Raw genomic sequence first — 19,010 nt, 5'->3', positions numbered from 1 at the left:
AAAGACGGAATTGCTCTAGGTGCCCGGACCGGCGGCTCTCAAAATGCCGGCTTGCCATTCCTCCATCGATACCGCCGAGGCGTTTTGCTGGTCGTCAACTTTTACGGGGGCGAGAACCAGGGCGATATCGCCATTCAATACCCAACGCTTCTGGAAGTCATAGGGGCGGCGTCCGCCGCCACCGTAAGAGGCATCTTCACTTGACCAAGAGAGATGCCATTGGTGAGCCTCTGGTGGAGCAAAAAGCGGGTCCGGCAGACTGTCGATCACGAGATCATTGCCGAAGTTGATCAGCAACAGCCTCTCGTCAGAAGGTTTCTCGGCGAAGAACCTGAGGAGGAAGGCGGTGCTGGACAAGATGCTGCCGTCCATTTGGCCATCACGGGCGCAGGCTTGCTGAGAAAATGCCTTGTCTGTCTGACGTAGATTCAGCAGGTCGCGATGAAGCAGAACGACCGCCGCGTTCCTCTCCCATTCGGCCCAATCAAGCTTCACCTTGTCGAACGTTGCGCGAGCGCATGGATCTGCCATGCGTTTGATGAGTTCTTCATCTCGCAGGTTCGGGAACTGGCTAATGAAACTGCGCCGCCCTTGCCGTACGATGTCGGCGATTTCTCCGTCGTGATCCGCGAAATAATAGAACGGAGAAGAGGAACCAAACTCCTGCCCCTGAAAGAGCATCGGCGTCTGCGGCCCCAGTAGCTGGAGTGTCGTCAGGACCCGAAGGCGGGCCGGCGATGTTATGTGGCCGATCCTGGCTCCTGTGCCGGAGTTGGCGATCTGATCGTGATTTTGGAGGAAGTGTATGAAGTTCCAGGGCTTGAGGTCCAGCCCGGCGCTCCCCCGCGGTTTGTCCTGCCAATCATATCGCTGTCCTTGAAACAAGCAGCCATATTTGGCGGCAGAAACGAGCTCCTGGGCCGTACCGCGATGATCGTGATAATAGGCTTCGTTGCGGCCCGTCGCCGCCACTGTCGCGGAGCGGTGGAAATCCTCATTCCACAGGGCATCCAGCCCATGCCCTCCTATACCTGCCGACCGCACCATATCGGTTTGTTGCGGCTCATTTTCGCTCACGAGATAGATCTGACGCCCTCCCGATGCCGCGCGAGCTTTTCTGGCGATGAGGGTGACTATGTGTTCGCGGCTTGAGTCGAACAAGGCCTGCGTTGCATCGATGCGCAGTCCATCAAAATGGAACTCCTCGATCCAGTAGGCCGCGTTCGTTGCGACATATTCGCGAACGCCACGGCTGTTCGGACCATCGAAGTTGATCGACTTACCCCATTCGTTCGAGTAACGCTCGGTAAAATAGTCTGATGTGAATTCGCAAAAGCGCTCGCCGTTACCGAAGTGATTGTAGACCACGTCGAGGATCACTCCCATGCCGATCCGGTGAGCTTCGTCGACGAAAGCGCGCACATCATCGGGTGATCCATAGAGCCGGGTCGGAGCATAGAGCAACGTGCCGTCGTAGCCCCAGCCGAATTCGCCTTCGAACTCATTGATTGGCATTACTTCCACGCAGTTGATGCCAATCGCACGAAGTTTGGCCAGCTTTTCCCGGGCTGCCGCAAAGGTACCATCCCTTGTGAAGGTGCCGATGTGCAGCTCATAGAGAGCAGCTCCGAAAGCGGGAATTCCTTGCCAATCGTGATCGTTCCACTGATACCGCGCCGGATCAACGATGACTGATGGCCCCAATGGACCATCCGGCTGAAATCGCGAAGCAGGATCGGCAAGAAGATCATCCGCGTCTCCAAAGTGAAACTGGTAGCGCGTCCCAGCAGTCAGACCGGGCAGATAGAGGCAGAAGTAGCCGCCATCCTCCGCCGACATCTCGTATTCGGAATTTCCCTCGATCACGAGGAAGCAGCGTTCTCTGGCAGGAGCCCATAGCCGGAACGAAACGCCGCCAGCATCAACCTCCGCTCCGATCGGGAGGCGTCGGCTCGAACTTGGAGGTATCGGTGTTGACTTTTCGCTGCCTGAGTGGTCGTGCATGGTTCTCTCGTGGAGATCGCCTGCGCTAACTTCGGTAGCCTTATGATGTTCCCATCATTGCTATTCGCTCCCTTTCGGGCTGCCTATCAACCCCCAAATCCGCATTTGGGGTACGTCGCAACGCCGCGGACCGAGCTTGTCCGCGGCGTTGTAAAGCCGTCACTCCGCTGCCTGGCGGGCCATCGGGTTGTTCGGGTGGGTCGTCCAGTTGGCATAGTTCGGATCGACGGCGCGGCCGGTACGTTTGTCGATGGTGCCGGCGGCAAGCGGTTCCATGGTGATGCAGTTCTCGACCGGGCAGACGTTGACGCAGAGATTGCAGCCGACGCATTCCTCTTCGATCACCTCGAAGTGACGCAGACCGTTGAGGACATTGGTAATCGCCTGGTGCGAAGTGTCCTCGCAGGCAATATGGCAGCGGCCGCATTTGATGCAGGCGTCCTGATCAATCTTCGCCTTGGCGACGTAGTTGAGGTTCAGATATTGCCAGTCGGTGACGTTGGGCACGGCGCGACCGGTAATGTCGTCGAGGGTGCGATGGCCCTTTTCATCCATCCAGTCGGAGAGGCCCGATATCATCTCCTGTACGATCTTGAAGCCGTAGGTCATCGCCGCCGTGCAGACCTGAACGTTGCCGGCACCGAGGACGAGGAATTCGGCCGCGTCCCGCCAGGTGGTGATGCCGCCGATGCCGGAGATCGGCAGGCCGTAGGTTTCGGGGTCACGAGCGATCTCAGCCACCATGTTGAGCGCGATCGGCTTGACCGCCGGGCCGCAATAGCCGCCATGGCTGCCCTTGCCGCCGACCGTCGGGTTGGGGGCGAAGTTGTCGAGATCGACGGAGACGATCGAATTGATCGTGTTGATCAGCGAAACGGCGTCGGTGCCGCCGGCCTTGGCGGCGCGGGCGGGGCGGCGGATATCGGTGATATTTGGCGTCAGCTTGGTGATAACGGGCATGCGGGTGTACTGCTTGCACCAGCGCACGACCATTTCGATATATTCCGGCACCTGGCCGACGGCCGAGCCCATGCCGCGTTCCGACATGCCGTGCGGACAGCCGAAATTGAGTTCGATACCGTCGGCGCCGGTCTCTTCGACCAGAGGCAGGATCGCCTTCCAGGCCTGTTCCTCGCAGGGCACCATGATCGAGGCGATCAGCGCCCGATCCGGCCAGTTCATCTTCACCTGCTTCATTTCGCGCAGGTTGGTGTAGAGGTCGCGGTCGGTGATCAGCTCGATATTGTTGAGGCCCAGTAGGCGGCGGTCGGCGCCAAAGATCGCGCCATAGCGGGGGCCGTTGACGTTGACGACGGGCGGTCCTTCCTCGCCGAGCGTCTTCCAGACCACGCCACCCCAGCCGGCCTTGAAGGCGCGCTCGACGTTATAGGCCTTGTCGGTCGGCGGCGCGGACGCCAGCCAGAACGGGTTCGGGGATTTGATGCCGACGAAATTGTTGCGGAGATCAGCCATTGGTCATTCTCCCCTTCAAGCAACCGCGACAGCCGGAGCGGCCGTTGCGGAGAGAGCGCGATGGATGGATTCAGCCGCATCGCGGCCGTGGGCGACAGCGGAAACCGTGAGGTCCTCGCCGCCGAAGACGCAGTCGCCTCCGGCCCAGACGCCGTCAAGCGAAGTCCGGCCTTCGACGTCGACCGCGATGCGACCGGATTCCATGCGCAGTGAACCGAGGCCGGAGGCATCAAAGGTCTGGCCGATCGCCTTGAAGATCTGATCGGCGGCAATCACGCCGGTCTCGCCGGTACCGACCAGGCGGCCTTCGACGATTTTGGTATATTCCACCTCGATGGCGGCGACTTTGCCGTCCTGCGACAGGATTGATTTCGGCGCGAGCCAGTGGCGGATGATGACGCCCTTGGAACTGGCCAGATCCTGCTCGTATTCCGAGGCGTTCATATGTTCCTTGCCACGGCGGTAACAGATCGTCACCTCCTCGGCGCCGAGCAGCTTTGCCTGCACGGCAGCGTCGATCGCCGTCATGCCGCCGCCGAGCACGACGACACGGCGGCCGATCGGGATCTGACCCTTGTCTTCCGCCTGGCGGAGCGCGGCAATGAAGTCGACGGCATCATCGACGCCGGCAAGCCTTTCGCCTTCGATGCGCAACGCGTTGACGCCGGCAAGGCCGATGCCGAGGAAGACAGCGTGATACTGCGCCTGCAGATCGGAAAGCGAAAAATCGCGGCCGAGAAGGACGCCGTGCCTGACGTCGATACCACCGATCGACAAAACGTACTCGACTTCCTTCTGGGCGAAGTCATCGACCGTCTTGTAGGTGGCGATGCCGTACTCGTTGAGGCCGCCGGATTTTTCCCTGGCGTCGTAGATGGTCACGCTATGGCCCTTCACCGCCAGGCGATGGGCGGCGGCAAGGCCTGCCGGGCCGGCGCCGACAACGGCGATCCGTTTGCCGCTCGCCTCGGCCCTGACATAGAACTGCTTGCCTGCCTGCATGGCGGCATCGGTCGCATAACGCTGCAGGCGGCCGATCTCGACGGGCCGTTCCTCGGCGGTGTTGCGTACGCAGGCCTGCTCGCAGAGCTCTTCGGTGGGACAGACGCGGGCGCACATGCCGCCGAGAATGTTCTGGTCGAAGATCGTCTTTGCCGAGCCGAGCGGATTGCCGGTCGAAATCTGGCGGATGAACAGCGGAATGTCGATCGAGGTGGGGCAGGCCGTCATGCACGGCGCGTCATAACAGAAATAACAGCGGTCGGCGGCGACCAGCGCCTCATGATTGTCGAGGCGCGGATGCAGATCGGAAAAATTAGCTTCATACTCGGCGGGCGAAAGCCGCCCGGCATGAATCCCAGTTTCCAGTCGTTCCATTGAAGTTCCCTCATTATTGGTAAACGGCCTGTGAGGGCAAGCGTAACTCAGGTTCAAAAATTTATCAAACGGTAAAATTTTCCAACGATGGCTCCTGCATGCGTCTGTCTTTACACGATAAATTTCTTCATCTCGAACTGGTGATCCATTTGAGCGTGCGGGAGGGGACGGGCATTCGAAAAAAAATAAAAATAGGTCGATTTTTTTTGATGCCCAGGGAACCAAAGGTGAGCTTCGCCGTTATTGCGATATCCGGATGGTGATCGCATCGACCCAACATGCGCGCCCCCAACCCACCGTCCGGACGTACTCACGGTCCCCTCCCGGTGAGTGAAGACAGCCGGTGCGCCGCCCTCGCACCGGCTGTTTTTCCGTTGCCGGCGGCTCATCGGTTCTGGCTTTCACATGCGCTTGAAGATTTCGAATTCTGTTTCCGGAATGGTCAGCCGATATTCGATTCGGCCCGGCACGAGGCTCAGCTCCGCTTTACCGTTGACTGACGAGGGCACGACACGCTCCAGTACGGTGCGCCCGAAGCTGTTGTCGCTGAATTCATGGACTTCCGACTGATCCTGCAACACTTCGGCCCAGGCAATCTCGATCGCTTTCCTGTCGTTGATCATCGCCTCACGGCAGTTCAAAGTGATTGAGGCGGCGCCGCTTGATATCGCTCCATAGGAGGCGGAGTTGACGATGAGTTCGTGGAGGGCAAGCCCGAGATGCACGGCTGCATTCGGCGTCAGGTGGGCATTGATGCCATAGATCGGCATGGAGCCGGCCGTCTCCGGCCAATAGGGGGCGAACTGTTTTTCGGCAAGCTCGAAGAGGTAGGCGCCGCGCCAGCTGGAATCCGTGACCAGGTCCTGGGAATTGGAAAGCGACTGCAACCTGCCGCGGAACTTGAGAAGGAAGCTGTCGAGCGAGAGCGTGTTGCGCGCTGTTTGCGTCGCGATGCCCTGAATGATGGCGAGAAGGTTCTTCGAACGGTGCGAGAGTTCGCGCAACAGCGATTTCAGCACTTTTTCACGATGCCGGCTTTCGGTCACCTCCGTCATCACGGATAGTAGCCCGAGCGTGCCGCGTTCGCCGGTTCGCTGGATTTTCAATTCATAGGTTCGCATTTCGCCGTCGACATCGATGTCGACCTCGGCATTGTTGGGAATACCGGTCTCCAGCACCTTACGCTTCAGCGCCGTGAGATATTGCCCCTGGACATCCCCGAAAAGGGCGGCATCACTGCCGCCGGGCAAAAAAAGCGCTGCGAAATGCGGCGGCAGATTTTCGGCGTAAAAGATCGAAAGCCGGGCGTCCTGGCAGAGGATTGAAATCCCAGCGCTGCCGAGCGCTCGCTCCATCATTGCGGCTTTGCCTTCGAAGGTGAAAGGCGTGTCCGACAATGGTTCAGTCGTATTCACTCGGCCGCCTTTCCTTTGTGACATCTCGGAGCGTCGCTGAACGGGACCCCTTTCAGAAACGCCTGCCAACTCTAGAATAAAGCGCTGCAAAAACCGTTAAAGTCGCCGGGGCGCCCCGGTAGCACCGGAACGCCTGTTTCGGCGGTTTGGTTCCGAGAGCCGGAAAATTGCGTCTCAGGCGGCTACCTTGGTCGATTCATTGAAGAAAAGCGCTTGACTGATCAGAGCCTTGACCATGTCGGGGTTGAACGGTTTGGTCACGAGGAAAGTCGGTTCGGGGCGCTCGCCAGTCAAAAGCCGTTCCGGGAATGCGGTGATGAAGATCACCGGCACGCTCGATGTCTTGAGGATGTCGTTCACCGCGTCGATACCGGAACTGCCGTCGGCAAGCTGGATGTCGGCGAGCACCATGCTCGGCTTCGTCTTATTGTAGAGCGCGACGGCTTCGGCGTGCGTGCGGGCGATGCCGGTAACACGGTGGCCGAGGCTTTCGACCATTTGCTCTATATCCATGGCGATCAGCGGTTCATCCTCGATGATCATGATGTCGGTTGCGACCTGACGGGAGATTTCCTGTGAGGCCTTGTCGAGCAACTGCATGACATCCTGTTCATCGAGTTCGAGAATTTCTGCGATCTCTGCAACGCGGAAATTTTCCACCGAAGCGAGCAGGAAGGCCTGGCGTGCACCCGGTGAAACCTTGGACAGGTTGAGCGTAGCGCGCTGTTCCCATGCATAAGGGGAGGTAGGCTCTGGAATCTGGACTGCGGTGGAACCAAACAGTTGCGTGAACAGTTTGTAAAGTGCGACCCGGTCATTGGCTGTATCCGGGAAAATCGACAAGTCGGCTATAATGGCTTCGAGAACGGCAGCGACATAAGCGTCGCCTGAAGTCTGGGTGCCGGTAAGGGCGCGGGAATAGCGACGCAGATAGGGAAGGTGCGGCGCAATTCGAGTAGAAAGTGTCATTAATGGCTCCCGTATGCAGGCCGGTAATAGGTTCAATGAGCGATTAACGCTGCCTTGATAAAAAAGTTCCGGAACGGCAGGAACTTTTTTTGTCGCGCCGCATTATTCCAGCCGACAAAGAAAGGGCGTAGCATTTTGACCCATGCCGCGGCTAATATCAGCGACATCGATAGTGTAACGGTCGGTGTCGGTGTTTGATTTCGTAATTATCCGTGCACGCTCTGCATCAGACAAACGGCGAGAAGACGAATTGATGACGACACGCAAGAAAGATGCAGCTGATCAGCGAAAGCTGGAGCTGCGGGCAAGCGATATTTTGGACCCGAACAATCAGATCGGTGTCAGGTTGCGGTCGCTTTACGCGGCTGCACAGGATGAGGCGATCCCGGATCGTTTTCTCGATCTTCTCGAAAAACTCGACCATGCCGAGATGATGGCTTCCGCCAAGATGGCCGAATAGGATCGTCGCATGGAAGAAAAAGTGCAACCCAGCTTCAAGCGGGAACTGCTGGCCGCCCTACCTAGTCTTCGCGCATTCGCGATCTCACTCATCGGCCGCCATGACCGTGCCGACGATCTCGTCCAGGATACGATCATGAAAGCCTGGGCCAAGCAGGATCATTTCGAGATGGGCACCAATATGAAGGCTTGGCTCTTCACGATCCTGCGCAATGAGCTCTATAGCCAGATGCGCAAAAGCGGCCGCGAGGTGCAGGACAGCGACGGGCTGTTCACGGAATCGATGGCGATGCACCCCTCGCAATATGGCGCGTTGGATCTTCAGGACTTCAAAAAAGCACTCGACCAGCTTCCGCCCGACCAGCGCGAGGCGATCATCCTCGTCGGCGCCTCTGGCTTTTCCTACGAAGAGGCAGCAGAAATCTGCGGCTGCGCCGTCGGCACGATCAAGAGCCGTGTCAACCGCGCTCGTCAGCGGCTGCAGGAATTGCTGCAGATTTCAGGCGAGGCCGATTTCGGTCCGGATGCGACGTCCGCACCGCTGACGTCAAAGGCTTTTGCGTTCTAAGAAGTAATTGAGGCCGGCGGCTCTTTGGGATCCCTTTTGGGCTGTCATGAGCGTAGGCGCCACACGCTGCGGGCACCAAGCGCTCTCTTCCCTCAATCCTGTGCTCGTCACAGGACTCCAGTGCGTCCAAGTCCTTGGGCGCGAAAGACTCATTTGTTGCAATAAGAGTCATTCACGGCGCGGACGCGCCGTGGCTGGATTTCTGTGACAGGCACAGGAATGAGGGAGGAGAGGTAGTGCGTTTCATTTCACGACCGATTTCAGGACCTTGTCCTGCTTACTCAATCCTCGCGCTTCGAACCCACAAGATTGGCCGCGACGATCGCCGCAAGCACGCCGGCGGTGAGCAGCGGCTGGGCGCGGACGAGGCCGAGGCCCACCGTCGCCAGAGATTCCAGCGCCGCGCGGCGATCGCGGGCGCGACGTGCCTCACGCGCGTTGATGATCGACATGACCACCAACATGATGATTGCGATCAGCAGTGCGCAGACGGCCAGGAACAGGACTGCGGCAAGCGGACCATAGATGCCGGCGAGCCAGATGGCGCCGGCGGCCACCGCCAGCGCATAGGCCGTGAGGAGGAAGAGTGCGGCAAGCGCGATGAAGATGCTGTTGCGTTTGACGCGCGCGATGGTCCGATGCATGCTTGCGCCGGTCAGCAGGCTGAGGATCGAGAGCATCGAGCTTCCTCAGCGACGGGCGAGGAAGGCGAGGGCCAAGCCGAAAGCGGCAGCGGCGCCGATGGTCGCCAGCGGATGTTTGCGCACCGTCTCGCGCATTTCGGTCGCTCCGCGCTCATAGCCGTGCTGCAGCTCGCGCAGCAGGTCCTCGCTGCGGCTGAGCAGTTCCTCATAGCCGGCGTTGGCCTGAGTGCGAATATTCTCGCTCTGGTGGCGCGAGTTCTTGCCGACGAGGCGCGTCAATGCAGCGAGCTCATCGCGCAATGCCTCGATCTGTTCTTCGATACCGGATTCGAGGTGGCGGAAGGTGCCGTTGCGGCGGCTGCGGCCGGACTGGAAGATAGAATAGCTCATGGCTGTCTCCATTGGCTGGGGCGCGCGCGAGCCCGCCTGTTTCGCACGAGGGTCACCACCGTCCGTTGCATGAATGATGTCGCCCGGCATTGACCCAGATCATTGCCGACAACGTCTTGCCGGGGCAAAAGTTCCGCTTGCGCAGGCTCAGGCGTGGGAGACGGCGCTGTGGGCAAGCACGAAAGGCGTGCCGTCGGCCGGGATTTGGTTGATCCTTAGCGCGCAGCCGAACACCGAAAGCATCGTCTCGTCCGTCATCACTTCCTCGATGCTTCCGGCGGCGGCGAGGCGACCGGATTTCATCAACACGATGCGGTCGGCAAAAAGCGCTGTCAGGTTGAGATCGTGCATGACGGCGATGACGCCGCCGCCGCGTTCGCAGAACGTGCGGGCAAGCGACATGATGGTCAGCTGGTGGCTGATGTCGAGACTGGAGACCGGCTCGTCGAGCAGCAGCCAGCAAGGCTTGCCGTCGGCGACGGGCTCGGAGATCTGGCAGAGCACGCGGGCAAGCTGCACGCGCTGCTGCTCGCCGCCCGAAAGTTCCTGATAAAAGCGGCCTTCGAAGCCGATCAGGTCGACGGCGGCCAGCGCAGCGGCAGCCGTCTGATCGGCCTTGTCGGGATTGAGGTTCAGGCCCGAGGTCAGCCCCATGCGGACGATCTCGCGCACGGTGAAGGGAAAGGAGATGGTGCTGGCCTGCGGCAGCACGCCGCGAACGGCTGCAAGCTGCCAGGGTTTCAGCCCCTTCACTTCCTCGCCGCCGATACGCACGGAACCGTCGTAAGCGAGCTCACCGGAGATCGCTTTCATCGTTGTCGTCTTGCCGGAGCCGTTCGGTCCGGCGATCGCCGTCAGCTCGCCGGCCTTTGCTGTGAACGCGACGTCGCTGATGATTGATTTGCCGGAAAGGCGCACGGAGAGGCCGGACACTTCGATCATCTGTACGTAACTCACAACTCGCTCAGAGGGCAAGGCGCGAACGCTGCTTCAGCAGAATCCACAGGAAGAACGGCCCGCCGACCGCCGCGGTGATGATGCCGATCGGCAGCTCGGCCGGGGCGACCACGGTGCGGGCGAGCACGTCGGCGAAGATCAGCAGCGAGCCGCCGAGAAGGGCTGCGGCCGGCAGCAGAAAGCGGTGATCCGGCCCGATCGCCATGCGCAGGATATGCGGCACGACGATGCCGACGAAGCCGATGCCGCCGCTGACGGCGACGGAAGCACCGGTCGCAGCCGCGACGCCGACGATTGCCACATTCTTCAGCCGTTGCACCGGCACGCCCATATGAAAGGCGGCCGCCTCGCCGAGAGTGATGGCATTGAGGCCGCGGGCCATGAAGGGAAGTGCGGTGAAGGACAAGAGGATGATCGGACCAGCGGCGGCGATCTTCGTCCAGGTGGCGCCGGCAAGCGAGCCCATGCTCCAGAACGTGAGATCGCGCAACTGCTGATCGTTCGCCCTGTAGATCAGCAGGCCGGTCAGGGCCAGCGCGAGCGCGCCCAGCGCGATTCCGGCAAGCAGCATCGTCGCCACCGAGGTCTGGCCGTGGCGCGTCGCGATCCGGTAGAGCAGCAGCGTCGTGATGAGGCCGCCGCCGAAAGCGGCCGCCGGCAGAGCATAGATGCCGAAAAGTGCCTGTAGCGGGGCTGCGACACCGCTGCCGAGCACGATCATCACGACGGCGCCGAAGCTGGCACCGGAGGAGACTCCGACGAGGCCGGGATCTGCCAGCGGATTGCGGAACAGGCCCTGCATCACCGTGCCGGAGACGGCGAGCGAGGCGCCGATCAGGAAGCCGAGGATCGTCCGGGGCAATCGGATATCGAAGATGATGATCCGGTCGCGGGCGCTGAGCGCCGTCTCGGAGCCAGCCGTGTTGGCGATAACGTCGACGATAGAGGCATCCGAGGCGCCCGTCGTCACCGAAAACAGCATCGAGAAGGCAGAGCCCGCGATAAGCATGGCGATCGCCAGGAGGGCGAGAGGCGTCCTGTCGCCTGCCTGCCTGCTCTCGTGTATTGCCGCCATCGGGAATAATCGCCTTCGCTCCGTCAAGGCTTGCGGCAGGGCCATGATCAGCCCCCGTAGATCGCCGCGTTCAGGTCACGCGCAGCGCTTGCCGTGCGTGGGCCGAAGCCGAGCAGGTAAACGCCGTCCATCCGTATGATCGCTTTCTTCTCACCGGCCGGCGTCAGAGCGATCGCCGGCTGCGCCAGCAGATCCTCGTTCCTGGTGCCGGCGCCATCGCCGCGGTTCATCATCAGGATGATGTCGGGCTTCGCTTCAATGATCGCTTCGTCCGTCAGCGGCTTATAACCCGGGAATACGCCGACGGCGTTGATGGCACCGGCAAGTTTGATGACGCCATCAGCTGCCGTGCCGGTGCCCGATGCCATGATCCGGCCGTTCTGGGCGCTGAGGATGAAGAGAACACGCTTGCGCTCCGCCTCAGGACGCTTTTCAGCGTCGGCAATCGCCGCGTCGAGACCGGCCGCGACCTTTTCTTCGAGCGCTTTCGCCTTGTCGGACACGCCAAGTAGAGCACCCACCCGGTCGATCTTGGCAATGATGCCGTCGCGCGTAAAGGTATTCGGCACGGTTTCGAAAGGCACGCTGGCATTCCTCAGCACGGTCAGCGCCTCCGGCGGGCCGGATCCTTCGACTGCGATGATCGCCGTCGGGTTCATGGCGAGGATGCCCTCCGGGGAGAGCGCGCGCATGTAGCCGACGTTCGGTAGCTTCAGCGCCGCCTCGGGATAGAGGCTCGTGGTGTCGCGGGCGATCAGCCGGCTTTCTTCGCCGAGCGCATAGATGATCTCCGTGACGTCGCCGCCGACCGAAACCAGGCGCGACGTATCGAGTTTTTTCTCCTCGGCCTGGGCGGCGCCGACAAAGGCGAAGCTCTTGCTGGCCGGCGCCGTCGGGATCAGGGGCAGCGCCATGACGGCCGCCGACAGGGCCAGTTCCCAAAGGCGCATACGGCGCAGATTGTTACGCATCGTCATCGCTATGATCCTTATGCGGCGACACTTGCTGTCCGCGGTAGGTTTTCCATGATCTCGCGCCACTCGGCGCGTTCGCCGACACCTTCCTTCCGCTTGCCGAAGAACTGGATAATCATCTCGCCCTCGGCATTGTAAGACTCAAGTGAGGTCACGTGGCCATCCTTGGTCGGCTTGCGCACGGCCCAGGTCTCGGCGATGTGATCCTGGCGCAGATGCAGGTGGAAGGTCGGGTCCATGATGTTGATCCACGGTCCCATCGCCTGCACGTTGAAAATTGGGCCGGAATGGATCTGGACAATCCCGTTATTGGCGACGAAGCACATGATCGGCAGGCCTGACTTCACCGAGGCATGCATCATCTCTGCGGTCGCGGTATTGTCGAGCTTCCAGGCATAGTCGTCGCCGACGGTGCGGATTGCTGCCTGCCTGCCGATCTTCAGGCGCTTAAGCATGCCGAAGAATTCATGGGTGTCGGTGAGCTTGCTCCAGTTGTCGCGCAGCTCATCGCGGCTGACGTCGCCGGATTCGTCAGCGGGATTCGAGACCTCGGCCTCGACGAATTCCTGCGACTGGTCTTCGAGCTTCAGTTCGGCGACGATCGCGTGATAGGCTTCGATATTCGAATTCGGGCGCAGATGCACCTTATGCACAGCGTTGCCTGCCTTGTCGAAATATTGCAGGCTGAGGCGTTCCTGATCGCCATCCCTCTTGGAGACGGCGAAACCGTACTCCCAGCGGCTCGGGAAGATGCGCAGGTCGATATTCTCGCCCAGCACGATCGCGCTCTGCATGCCCGTCTTGATGTTTTCGAAGACGCCGACCTTCTCGTGCACGGCGCTTTCGTTGCGCGAGAGCACCATCACTTCGCCGAGGCGTTCCACGCGCTCGAGAAGTCTCATCGCGCTACCGTCGATGCGGGTGACGCTGATGCCGGCTTCCGCGGCGATGAGGGCTGCCTCGGAAATCTTCAGCTGGGCGGCGATATCGCGCTCGCGCATCTTCGGATTCTCGGCGCGAAACGCGCGGATTTCTGATGGAGCCGGTCTTTTCTGCTCAGTCATGTCTTGCCCTATTTATTGAGAATGAGTTTGCCCTGGCGGGTAATCTTCAGGCGGTAAACCAGCCCGTCGTGTCTGATCATGATCTCGTTCGTGCCGCGGAAAAGATCCGCGCTTTCGACGATCCGGTGTTGCGCCGCCGGCTCGCTGGGCAGTGGCGCATGCTTAAAGGTGTCTGGCTTTTCAACCATCATTTCGGCTGGCAATTCCGTGAGACCGGGGATCTGAAGGTCCCCGGTTGCGTTTACAATTATCTTGACTTTCTTACTCATAGTTTTTTAAAGACGCAATAGAAGACTAACGTAGTCAAGTTTTTGAGATTGCTGATACGACGCCGTCCGCCGACGGCTCGCGACAATGCGGAGAAGATTATGACGGGTAGGTTTGCGGCCTTTGCGGCCGGCTTGGTGATGACGATTGCAAGCGTAGCCCAAGCGCAGGAGGCAGCGCCCGCAGCTTCCCTCGACGTCGAGCTCAACGCGCTGGCGCCCTCGCAGAAGGGCTGCATGATGACCTTCGTGGCGCTCAACAAGCTGCCCGCCGCCATCAATAAGATTTCCTTCGAGCTCGCCTTTTTCAACGACAAGAATGCCGTCGACCGCATCACGGTTCTCGACTTCCGCGATCTGCCGCAAGGCAAGAAACGGGTACGCCAGTTCGACATGCCGAATGTCAAATGCGAGAGCGTGACTCGCATCCTCATCAACGACACGCCGGTCTGCGATGGGCCGGCGACCGGCGAGTGCATGAAGGGTCTCGTCACCCGCTCGCAGATCTCCGTTCCCTTCGAGGGATAAGAGGACGCCGGGATGAACCCGGCGGACCTGTTTTTGGCTGTCCGAGGCGTAAACAATGGCGATTTCAGCGAAATCCAGATCGAGACACGTGCTCATCGGGGAGGCGGACGCCGGTAGCAGTTTGAACGACAATAGGCCCGGCATGCACCCCGGTCACGAGCTTCCGGAACTTCGCAACGCGCAACGGCAGCCAGCCGGCGAAACAGTGACCCACTACACGCGTTTTGCGCAGATATCCTCCTTTCCCGACCATCCGGAAGCCGCACCAGCCGCTCCCGTTTCCGCGCCGCCAATGGATGCGTCGGCGGAGAAGCAGGAGGATGAGAGGAAGCCGGTACGACGGCGGGTGGCGCTGACGTGCGTCGGGTCGCTGATTTTCCACGCTGCGCTGGCCGCGGCGCTACTCATCGCTTTCCCCAAGGTCCCGGAGGAGGCGGTTGAGGAGGCTGGTGAAGCCGTGAGTGTCGTCATGTTTGGCAACTCGGATGTCGATGAGACTGCTGCCGGCGAGACCGAGGTGACTGTCCAGGAAGAGATCATTCCGGAGGCGGTCGAGCCGGATACTATCCAGTCGACGGAAACGGCAAGTCTTCAGCCCGAAAATGTTCAGCCAATTGAGGTTACACCTGTCGAGACGCAGGATCACGTTCAGCAAGCTCCGGCTCCTGAGATAACGCGTGTCTCTCCGGAATCCATGGCAGCCGTCGAGCCGGAAGTTCTCGTGTCGGAAGTGCCGGCTGAAACCGCCGTTGCGCAGCCGATGTCGACGGTTGTTCCGGAGGAGCAGAAATCTGAGGAAGTTCCTGCGGAAGTGCAACCCTCCGAGGTGCCGCCTGTTGCGGCTGTGGAGCCCGAAGAGGTGAAGCCGATTGAGATGACGGAGATTCAGCCGGAGCCGGAAGTGCCGCAAGAGATTGTGACGCCGAAGCCGAAGCCAAAAGTGGCGCTCCAGGAGAAACCGAAACAGGTTGAAAGGAGGCGGCCGCCGAAAAAGTCTTCTGGTTCCCAGAGCGAAGCGCAGCAGGATTCGGTACGAGGTTTTGCCGAGGGCAACCCGTCAGCTCAGTCGGAACGCAATTCAAGTGGCGCCAGCAGCAATGATGGTATCGGACGGGCAGCTTTTGCCAATTACGATGGCAAGGTCCGCAGTCGCATCCGCCGTGCAATCAGAACGCCGCGTGGTGTCGAGGGGACTGTGGTCGTCTCGTTTTCGGTGAATGGCAGCGGAGGCCTAACTTCCGTTCGTGTGGTGAACGGGTCCGGCGTCCCCGAGATCGATCAGATTGCCATCGATGCTATCCGGCGTGCGGCACCATTCGGCCCGACGCCTGGTGGAAATGGAAGGAGCTTCACGTCGCTTCCGATCTCAGTCGAATAATATGACAAACACATTCAACTTTATACTTTACGAGGAAAATCAAGTTTAATAAAGTCCATCCGCACACGCAGGAATCGTGTGACGACCAACGAGCGAACGGGTGGCATATGGCTCGCAAGGGCAAGAAGGGATCGAACCGGGAGGTCCGCGACAGCGCGGGTGAGGAGGTCAGCCAGGCGTCCCACGGACGATCCAAGCTGGATGGCCGCAGTTTTCTGTATGTCGGCGGGCGTGACTGCCAAGTGGCGCATCTTCGCCAGATCGCCAGCAATTTCGGCGCCGAGCTCATTCATCACGATGGCGGCCTTCGCGAGGCGGTCTCCCGCATCGACACGCTGCTTCCCTCTGTCGACTGCGTGTTCTGCCCCATCGACTGTATCAGCCACGATGCCTGCCTGCGCGTGAAGACCGGCTGCAAGAAGTTCAGCAAGGCCTTCATCCCCCTCCGCAACGGCAGCAAGTCCAGCCTGGAACGTGCACTGCAAACAATGAACGAACGAGACAATTCCCGATGAACGACCAGCGCCCCGACGGCTTCACCATGATCGGCCTGCATAAGCTTGCTTCGCAGACCGGCGATGGTCTCGTGCCCGAGCTCTATGAACTTCTTCAGCAGCATATCGAACGCCAGCAGATCTACCAGAATGTGACGCTGTTCCCCACCTGGGAGGCGCGCATGCCCGGAGAGGCGGCGGCAAGGCCGCTTGGCGCTGCGGCGGCGAACGGCAATAATATTCTTGCCTTTCCCTCACCCGCGGTAAGGGCGGCGGCCAAAAGGAAGGCGTAAGGAGATTTCATGTATATCGCAATGAACCGCTTCAAGGTCGTCACCGGAACGGAGGGCGATTTCGAGACCGTCTGGCGCAATCGCGATTCCAGCCTGGCCGTGGTGCCCGGTTTCGTCGAATTCCGCCTGCTGCGCGGCAAGTCCAACGAAGAGGAGGGCTACACTCTCTATTCCTCGCACACGGTCTGGAAGAGCGAAGAGGACTTTCAGAATTGGACGAAGTCGGAGAATTTTCGCGCGGCGCATCGTAACGCCGGCGAGCGCAAGGCTATGTATAAGGAGCCGCCGGTGTTCGAAGGCTTCAACGTCGTCGATGGTATATGAAGCAGGGGTCTGATCGTATCGAGGTCCTACCGGTTCTGCCGTCGCTCGATATCGATGCGACGCTCGCCTTCTATCGAGACAAGCTCGGCTTTGCCAATGTCGTCTATCACGCAGAAGACTATCTCATATTGCGGCGTGACGACATGGAACTGGATTTTTGGCGCACCAGAGATGCCGGGCTTTGATGAGAAGGCCACCATCTATCTCAGGGGCGAACCTATCGGCGCCCTCCACGCGGAATATCGCGAGCGGGGCATCGAGCGCCTGACCGAGATGGAAGTGCGGCCGTGAACATGGGGGGAATTCTACATCCATGATCCGCACCGCAATCTCTTGCGCTTTGGCCGTGTGCCACAGCAGCGCGCCTAAGCCCTTACGCGGAAGATGGCGCCTCCCGCAACGGCCAGCCAGCCAAGCATCATCGCCCAGCCGCCGGTCGGCGCGGCATAGGGGAAGAGGCCGGAGCCGGAAAGGCGCAGCGTGACGAGATCGCCGGCGAAGAGCAGCGTTCCGACAATCATCAGAAAACCGGCCAGCCAGGCGGTTTTGAGCCGGGTGGTGCCCAGCGCCAATGCCAGCAGGGCAGGCGCATGCGCGAGGCACATGGCGGACGCGGATGCGGCAAGGCTGGCTTCACCGCCGCCATGCGCGGCAAGCGCTGCGAGCGCCACGCCGGCTACGCCGAACAGGCCGGCAAAAAGATGGAGCACCGGCTCCAGACGCGCGTTGAGGCTCATGGTTATTCCTTGTTCTGCATGTGATAGGCAAGGCGCTCGACCGGCGCCCAGATGAGATCGCGCAGCGCCTGGCTCGCGACCGTCTCATCGAGCGCGCGGCGGAAGCAGAGCAGCCATTCGTCGCGCTCGATCGGCCCGATCTCGGCGACGAAATGGCGGCTGCGCAGGCGCGGGTGGCCGCGCTTATCAGTATAGAGTGGCGGGCCGCCGAGATATCCGGTCATGTAGTCGTAGAATTTCTCTTCGCTGCCTTCGAGGCTCGGCGGGTGCACGGCGCGCACGTTGCTTGCCTCCGGGAGTGTATCCATCAGCTTGTAGAAGCGGTGCGTCAGTGCCCGTACGGCCGGATCACCGCCAATCGCTTCATATAAAGTGGTGACCTTCTCCGTCACGAAACCATCCCGCTGTCATCCCATAGCAATTGCGCGATCCTTCATGCACCGGAGATAACATGATCGCAACTGTCATCAAGGTGCCGCGTCATTTCGCGCATAGTCCCGACACAGTTGGCCTTACGCCGATTTTTCTTGACAAAACCGTCTAGACGGTTTCTTTTGTTTGCATGTCGAAAGCTCACCATCGCAAGAAACAGCCCGCTCTCGTGCGCCAGCAATTGCTGGAGGTTGCGGCGCGTCTTGTGGTCAACGAAGGCATGGCCGCCGTGACGCTAGACGCGGTTTCTGCTGCCTCCAGCGTCAGCAAGGGCGGACTACTGCATCACTTCCCGACGAAGAATGCGTTGCTCGACGCGTTGTTCGAGAGCCTGCTCGACAGGTTCGACGCCGACATCGAGGAGCTGATGCGCGGTGATCCATTGCCGCAGGGTCGCTTCACCCGCGCCTACCTCAAAGCAGTCTCCGGCCTCAAGGATCGTCCCGACGATTCCAAAAGCTGGACTCAGGTAACCATCGCCCTGCTCGCCGAGCCCCGGCTGCGCCTGCGCTGGCGTCAATGGGTGCAGGCGCGGGCGGAGGAATATGTCGGCACCGATTCCTCGCTCGATGCGCAAATCGTGCGTTTCGCCGCCGATGGGTTGTGGTTCGCCGATACGTTGGACAGCCATGATATCAACAATGCTTTAAGGCGCGACCTCATCAACCGCCTTGTCGATCTGACCGGAAAGTAATCTAGGGAGTTCGCCATGAGCCAGGCTGCCGTTTATGGGCTGCTTCTCGTCGCCGTCGTGCTCGAAGTCATTGGCACGACCGCGCTGCAACTATCCCAGCAGTTCAGCCGCATGGGGCCGACGGCCATCGTCGTCGCCTGCTACGCTGCCGCCTTCTACTGCCTGTCGCTAACGCTGAAGAGCATTCCCGTAGGCATTGCCTACGCGATTTGGAGCGCTTTGGGAATCGTGCTGATTTCCTCGGTTGGCCTGGTATTCTTCAAGCAGCGTCTCGACGTGCCGGCAATCGTCGGCCTCTGTCTTATCATATCAGGCGTACTCGTGGTCAATCTGTTCTCGAAATCCGTTTCGCATTGATTCCATAGCGATATTGCGGAAAACCTCTTCTAGAGGCCGACGAGAGATTTTCCCCTTTGTCAAACTCCTGACAAAGGTCTATGTGTTCCTCTGACGTCGAGGAGACGAGGCGCTGTCAGCGACACTTTCCAAAGCGCT

The 19,010-nt window shown here is 60.2% G+C and carries 23 protein-coding genes and 1 pseudogene; 10 read left to right on the top strand and 14 right to left on the bottom strand.

Annotated features, from left to right (window positions below):
- Positions 1-15 precede the first annotated feature (15 nt).
- From treZ to J2J98_RS16540, 5 genes are all read right to left on the bottom strand, one after another.
- Complete coding sequence (treZ, locus tag J2J98_RS16560; protein ID WP_207601622.1) at positions 16-2,004, bottom strand: malto-oligosyltrehalose trehalohydrolase; 1,989 nt, start codon at positions 2,002-2,004, stop codon at positions 16-18.
- A 159-nt stretch (positions 2,005-2,163) separates the two neighbouring features.
- The gene (gene preA, locus J2J98_RS16555; protein ID WP_064705965.1) at positions 2,164-3,477 is read right to left on the bottom strand and encodes an NAD-dependent dihydropyrimidine dehydrogenase subunit PreA; all 1,314 of its coding nucleotides are present in this window, start codon (positions 3,475-3,477) and stop codon (positions 2,164-2,166) included.
- A 15-nt stretch (positions 3,478-3,492) separates the two neighbouring features.
- Complete coding sequence (locus J2J98_RS16550; protein ID WP_207601621.1) at positions 3,493-4,854, bottom strand: NAD(P)-dependent oxidoreductase; 1,362 nt, start codon at positions 4,852-4,854, stop codon at positions 3,493-3,495.
- A gap of 401 nt (positions 4,855-5,255) precedes the next feature.
- Positions 5,256-6,251 carry a sensor histidine kinase gene (locus J2J98_RS16545; protein WP_171049306.1) on the bottom strand — a complete coding sequence of 332 codons (996 nt, stop codon included), beginning with the start codon at positions 6,249-6,251 and terminating at the stop codon, positions 5,256-5,258.
- Positions 6,252-6,443: 192 nt separating this feature from the next.
- A complete protein-coding gene (locus tag J2J98_RS16540; RefSeq protein WP_020922074.1) occupies positions 6,444-7,238 on the bottom strand; it encodes a response regulator in 795 nt (264 codons plus the stop codon).
- 253 nt (positions 7,239-7,491) lie between these two features.
- On the opposite strand from J2J98_RS16540, the gene J2J98_RS16535 reads away from it, so the two are divergent.
- Together J2J98_RS16535 and J2J98_RS16530 are read left to right on the top strand one after the other, a co-directional pair.
- Positions 7,492-7,698 (top strand): NepR family anti-sigma factor, encoded by a 207-nt coding sequence (locus J2J98_RS16535; protein ID WP_064695530.1) that lies wholly within the window; start codon positions 7,492-7,494, stop codon positions 7,696-7,698.
- 9 nt (positions 7,699-7,707) lie between these two features.
- Positions 7,708-8,265 carry an RNA polymerase sigma factor gene (locus tag J2J98_RS16530; protein WP_064695458.1) on the top strand — a complete coding sequence of 186 codons (558 nt, stop codon included), beginning with the start codon at positions 7,708-7,710 and terminating at the stop codon, positions 8,263-8,265.
- Between the two features lie 281 nt (positions 8,266-8,546).
- Here J2J98_RS16530 and J2J98_RS16525 read toward each other — a convergent pair whose 3' ends face one another.
- From J2J98_RS16525 to hemP, 7 genes are all read right to left on the bottom strand, one after another.
- A complete protein-coding gene (locus J2J98_RS16525; RefSeq protein WP_138396424.1) occupies positions 8,547-8,945 on the bottom strand; it encodes a hypothetical protein in 399 nt (132 codons plus the stop codon).
- 9 nt (positions 8,946-8,954) lie between these two features.
- The gene (locus tag J2J98_RS16520) at positions 8,955-9,299 is read right to left on the bottom strand and encodes a DUF883 family protein (RefSeq protein WP_207601620.1); all 345 of its coding nucleotides are present in this window, start codon (positions 9,297-9,299) and stop codon (positions 8,955-8,957) included.
- A 147-nt stretch (positions 9,300-9,446) separates the two neighbouring features.
- The gene (locus J2J98_RS16515) at positions 9,447-10,241 is read right to left on the bottom strand and encodes a heme ABC transporter ATP-binding protein (protein WP_207603153.1); all 795 of its coding nucleotides are present in this window, start codon (positions 10,239-10,241) and stop codon (positions 9,447-9,449) included.
- Positions 10,242-10,263: 22 nt separating this feature from the next.
- Positions 10,264-11,376, bottom strand: a complete 1,113-nt coding sequence (locus tag J2J98_RS16510) for a FecCD family ABC transporter permease (RefSeq protein WP_207601619.1) — start codon at positions 11,374-11,376, stop codon at positions 10,264-10,266.
- Positions 11,377-11,378: 2 nt separating this feature from the next.
- Positions 11,379-12,308 carry a heme/hemin ABC transporter substrate-binding protein gene (locus tag J2J98_RS16505; protein WP_207601618.1) on the bottom strand — a complete coding sequence of 310 codons (930 nt, stop codon included), beginning with the start codon at positions 12,306-12,308 and terminating at the stop codon, positions 11,379-11,381.
- An 11-nt stretch (positions 12,309-12,319) separates the two neighbouring features.
- Entirely contained in the window at positions 12,320-13,369 is a 1,050-nt protein-coding gene (locus tag J2J98_RS16500; protein WP_207601617.1) for a hemin-degrading factor, read from the bottom strand.
- Positions 13,370-13,377: 8 nt separating this feature from the next.
- On the bottom strand, positions 13,378-13,560 hold the full coding sequence (hemP, locus tag J2J98_RS16495; protein WP_064706159.1) for a hemin uptake protein HemP: 183 nt from the start codon (positions 13,558-13,560) through the stop codon (positions 13,378-13,380).
- Positions 13,561-13,737: 177 nt separating this feature from the next.
- Between hemP and J2J98_RS16490 the strand changes: the two genes are divergently transcribed.
- From J2J98_RS16490 to J2J98_RS16465, 6 genes and pseudogenes are all read left to right on the top strand, one after another.
- Positions 13,738-14,163, top strand: coding sequence for a hypothetical protein (locus J2J98_RS16490; protein WP_064711373.1), 426 nt, complete (start codon positions 13,738-13,740; stop codon positions 14,161-14,163).
- Between the two features lie 55 nt (positions 14,164-14,218).
- On the top strand, positions 14,219-15,541 hold the full coding sequence (locus J2J98_RS16485; RefSeq protein ID WP_207601616.1) for an energy transducer TonB family protein: 1,323 nt from the start codon (positions 14,219-14,221) through the stop codon (positions 15,539-15,541).
- A 107-nt stretch (positions 15,542-15,648) separates the two neighbouring features.
- The gene (locus J2J98_RS16480) at positions 15,649-16,056 is read left to right on the top strand and encodes a DUF2325 domain-containing protein (protein WP_064711375.1); all 408 of its coding nucleotides are present in this window, start codon (positions 15,649-15,651) and stop codon (positions 16,054-16,056) included.
- The gene (locus J2J98_RS16475; RefSeq protein WP_207601615.1) at positions 16,053-16,328 is read left to right on the top strand and encodes a hypothetical protein; all 276 of its coding nucleotides are present in this window, start codon (positions 16,053-16,055) and stop codon (positions 16,326-16,328) included. Before J2J98_RS16480 ends, J2J98_RS16475 begins: the two co-directional genes overlap by 4 nt.
- Positions 16,329-16,337: 9 nt before the next feature.
- Complete coding sequence (gene hmuQ / locus J2J98_RS16470; RefSeq protein WP_207601614.1) at positions 16,338-16,652, top strand: heme-degrading protein HmuQ; 315 nt, start codon at positions 16,338-16,340, stop codon at positions 16,650-16,652.
- Positions 16,649-17,021 (top strand): annotated as a pseudogene (locus J2J98_RS16465) (VOC family protein). Before hmuQ ends, J2J98_RS16465 begins: the two are co-directional and overlap by 4 nt.
- On the opposite strand, the gene J2J98_RS16460 reads toward J2J98_RS16465, so the two are convergent.
- Both J2J98_RS16460 and J2J98_RS16455 read right to left on the bottom strand, forming a co-directional pair.
- Entirely contained in the window at positions 17,018-17,389 is a 372-nt protein-coding gene (locus J2J98_RS16460) for a DUF423 domain-containing protein (RefSeq protein WP_207601613.1), read from the bottom strand. The pseudogene J2J98_RS16465 and the gene J2J98_RS16460 overlap by 4 nt on opposite strands.
- Before the next feature lie 2 nt (positions 17,390-17,391).
- Positions 17,392-17,781 (bottom strand): group II truncated hemoglobin, encoded by a 390-nt coding sequence (locus J2J98_RS16455; RefSeq protein ID WP_207601612.1) that lies wholly within the window; start codon positions 17,779-17,781, stop codon positions 17,392-17,394.
- Positions 17,782-17,951: 170 nt separating this feature from the next.
- Between J2J98_RS16455 and J2J98_RS16450 the strand changes: the two genes are divergently transcribed.
- Both J2J98_RS16450 and J2J98_RS16445 read left to right on the top strand, forming a co-directional pair.
- Complete coding sequence (locus J2J98_RS16450; RefSeq protein WP_207601611.1) at positions 17,952-18,515, top strand: TetR/AcrR family transcriptional regulator; 564 nt, start codon at positions 17,952-17,954, stop codon at positions 18,513-18,515.
- A gap of 15 nt (positions 18,516-18,530) precedes the next feature.
- Positions 18,531-18,872, top strand: a complete 342-nt coding sequence (locus tag J2J98_RS16445; protein WP_064705951.1) for an SMR family transporter — start codon at positions 18,531-18,533, stop codon at positions 18,870-18,872.
- The last annotated feature ends 138 nt before the right edge of the window (positions 18,873-19,010 follow it).

It is taken from the genome of Rhizobium bangladeshense, assembly GCF_017357245.1.
Classification (GTDB): Bacteria; Pseudomonadota; Alphaproteobacteria; order Rhizobiales; family Rhizobiaceae; genus Rhizobium; species Rhizobium bangladeshense.
Note: the sequence above shows the minus strand (reverse complement) of the source record. Positions and strands in the feature narration are given on the sequence as shown.

Excerpts from the sequence above, each read along its gene's own strand:
- J2J98_RS16550 (WP_207601621.1), bottom strand. The coding sequence starts at position 4,854 with ATGGAACGACTGGAAACTGGGATTCATGCCGGGCGGCTTTCGCCCGCC.
- preA (WP_064705965.1), bottom strand. The coding sequence starts at position 3,477 with ATGGCTGATCTCCGCAACAATTTCGTCGGCATCAAATCCCCGAACCCG.
- J2J98_RS16505 (WP_207601618.1), bottom strand. The coding sequence starts at position 12,308 with ATGACGATGCGTAACAATCTGCGCCGTATGCGCCTTTGGGAACTGGCC.
- J2J98_RS16450 (WP_207601611.1), top strand. The coding sequence starts at position 17,952 with ATGTCGAAAGCTCACCATCGCAAGAAACAGCCCGCTCTCGTGCGCCAG.
- hemP (WP_064706159.1), bottom strand. The coding sequence starts at position 13,560 with ATGATGGTTGAAAAGCCAGACACCTTTAAGCATGCGCCACTGCCCAGC.
- J2J98_RS16510 (WP_207601619.1), bottom strand. The coding sequence starts at position 11,376 with ATGGCCCTGCCGCAAGCCTTGACGGAGCGAAGGCGATTATTCCCGATG.
- J2J98_RS16530 (WP_064695458.1), top strand. The coding sequence starts at position 7,708 with ATGGAAGAAAAAGTGCAACCCAGCTTCAAGCGGGAACTGCTGGCCGCC.
- J2J98_RS16460 (WP_207601613.1), bottom strand. The coding sequence starts at position 17,389 with ATGAGCCTCAACGCGCGTCTGGAGCCGGTGCTCCATCTTTTTGCCGGC.
- J2J98_RS16535 (WP_064695530.1), top strand. The coding sequence starts at position 7,492 with ATGACGACACGCAAGAAAGATGCAGCTGATCAGCGAAAGCTGGAGCTG.
- J2J98_RS16525 (WP_138396424.1), bottom strand. The coding sequence starts at position 8,945 with ATGCTCTCGATCCTCAGCCTGCTGACCGGCGCAAGCATGCATCGGACC.
- J2J98_RS16540 (WP_020922074.1), bottom strand. The coding sequence starts at position 7,238 with ATGACACTTTCTACTCGAATTGCGCCGCACCTTCCCTATCTGCGTCGC.
- J2J98_RS16445 (WP_064705951.1), top strand. The coding sequence starts at position 18,531 with ATGAGCCAGGCTGCCGTTTATGGGCTGCTTCTCGTCGCCGTCGTGCTC.
- J2J98_RS16490 (WP_064711373.1), top strand. The coding sequence starts at position 13,738 with ATGACGGGTAGGTTTGCGGCCTTTGCGGCCGGCTTGGTGATGACGATT.
- J2J98_RS16475 (WP_207601615.1), top strand. The coding sequence starts at position 16,053 with ATGAACGACCAGCGCCCCGACGGCTTCACCATGATCGGCCTGCATAAG.
- J2J98_RS16485 (WP_207601616.1), top strand. The coding sequence starts at position 14,219 with ATGGCGATTTCAGCGAAATCCAGATCGAGACACGTGCTCATCGGGGAG.
- J2J98_RS16480 (WP_064711375.1), top strand. The coding sequence starts at position 15,649 with ATGGCTCGCAAGGGCAAGAAGGGATCGAACCGGGAGGTCCGCGACAGC.
- J2J98_RS16500 (WP_207601617.1), bottom strand. The coding sequence starts at position 13,369 with ATGACTGAGCAGAAAAGACCGGCTCCATCAGAAATCCGCGCGTTTCGC.
- hmuQ (WP_207601614.1), top strand. The coding sequence starts at position 16,338 with ATGTATATCGCAATGAACCGCTTCAAGGTCGTCACCGGAACGGAGGGC.
- J2J98_RS16520 (WP_207601620.1), bottom strand. The coding sequence starts at position 9,299 with ATGAGCTATTCTATCTTCCAGTCCGGCCGCAGCCGCCGCAACGGCACC.
- treZ (WP_207601622.1), bottom strand. The coding sequence starts at position 2,004 with ATGCACGACCACTCAGGCAGCGAAAAGTCAACACCGATACCTCCAAGT.
- J2J98_RS16515 (WP_207603153.1), bottom strand. The coding sequence starts at position 10,241 with ATGATCGAAGTGTCCGGCCTCTCCGTGCGCCTTTCCGGCAAATCAATC.